We start from the raw sequence: 1,177 nt of genomic DNA, 5'->3' as shown, positions 1-1,177 counted from the left end.
CCAGCGTTCGTCCTGAGCCAGGATCAAACTCTCCGTTAAAGTTAAGTTTGAACTGCTCATATCTTTTGACGAGGTATTGCTACCTCATTCACAAACGTTGCTCGTTGTTCAGTTTTCAAAGAACAATTTCAGTCAGTAACCAATCTCTCAGTTACTTCCTTTTTCTCACCGCCTCATCAGCGGCGACTTTTATATCTTATCACTTCGTTCATTCGAAGTCAACAACTTTTTTTCAACTTGTTTTTAAGTTGTTTTCATTTGTTGTTGCCCACCTCTTAGTGAGGCAGGAATAATAATATACCACATACTTTAGAAATGCGCAAGCACATTTTTGGGATACAACAGAACATCCTATACTGGATAGCCACCAAGAATGGTCACTGATTATTGATTAGCATCCCACAATGGCTTCAATTAGATACGGTGCTGCTAAAGACATGATAACGGACAGCTTCCCTTCTATAGATAACGACGACTCCGATATATGTTAGGGAAGTACATATTCAAAAGATACTCATATAGAACGGATATAATGACAGTCGTCTATAGGTTCAATAAATGGGAGTCTTCTAAATTGGTAGGTTCAATATATGAATTCGTCCAAACTTACTCTACTATTTCAAAGGACATCGATCCTAATTAAATTCAATTGTCTTTAAAATAATCAATTATGTTGTATTCCTTCATTGAACACAATTCACCTTTTCACATCCGATCTCATTGGACTATTTACAGAAATAAGCATCAATAAGCAACGCATCATTTGAATATGTGAATAACATTGGAATTTCCATAGGAAATAATAGTGAAGCCTAGGTACTTCAGATAACCTGACAAAAGAAAATGGAATTGTCCCCGGATATAATGAAGTATCAACAGCTTGATGTGGATGGAGTGCTATAATCTAGCAGAAATAACAACTTATACACTTGTGGATAACCAATATTGTATTGTCATTAACAGTTATCCCCGTATGAGGTTAGTAATTGTGGATGATTTGTGGACAACAAATAGCCCACCGACTTATTACGGTCAGTGGGCTACTTTATTTTGCTTGGCGACGTCCTACTCTCCCGGGACCCTGCGGTCCAAGTACCATCGGCGCTGGAGGGCTTAACGGTCGTGTTCGGGATGGGTACGCGTGGAACCCCTCCGCCATCGCCACCAAACAGCATTG

At 39.3% G+C, this 1,177-nt stretch carries 1 rRNA gene; it reads right to left on the bottom strand.

Annotated features, from left to right (window positions below):
- Window positions 1–1,052 precede the first annotated feature (1,052 nt).
- Window positions 1,053–1,169 (bottom strand): 5S ribosomal RNA (rrf, locus tag M3661_RS29750).
- Window positions 1,170–1,177: the final 8 nt, after the last annotated feature.

The sequence above is a fragment of the Paenibacillus sp. MER 180 genome (assembly GCF_023713665.1).
Classification (GTDB): Bacteria; Bacillota; Bacilli; order Paenibacillales; family Paenibacillaceae; genus Paenibacillus_B; species Paenibacillus_B suaedae.
This window is presented reverse-complemented; position numbering and strand designations above follow the sequence as displayed.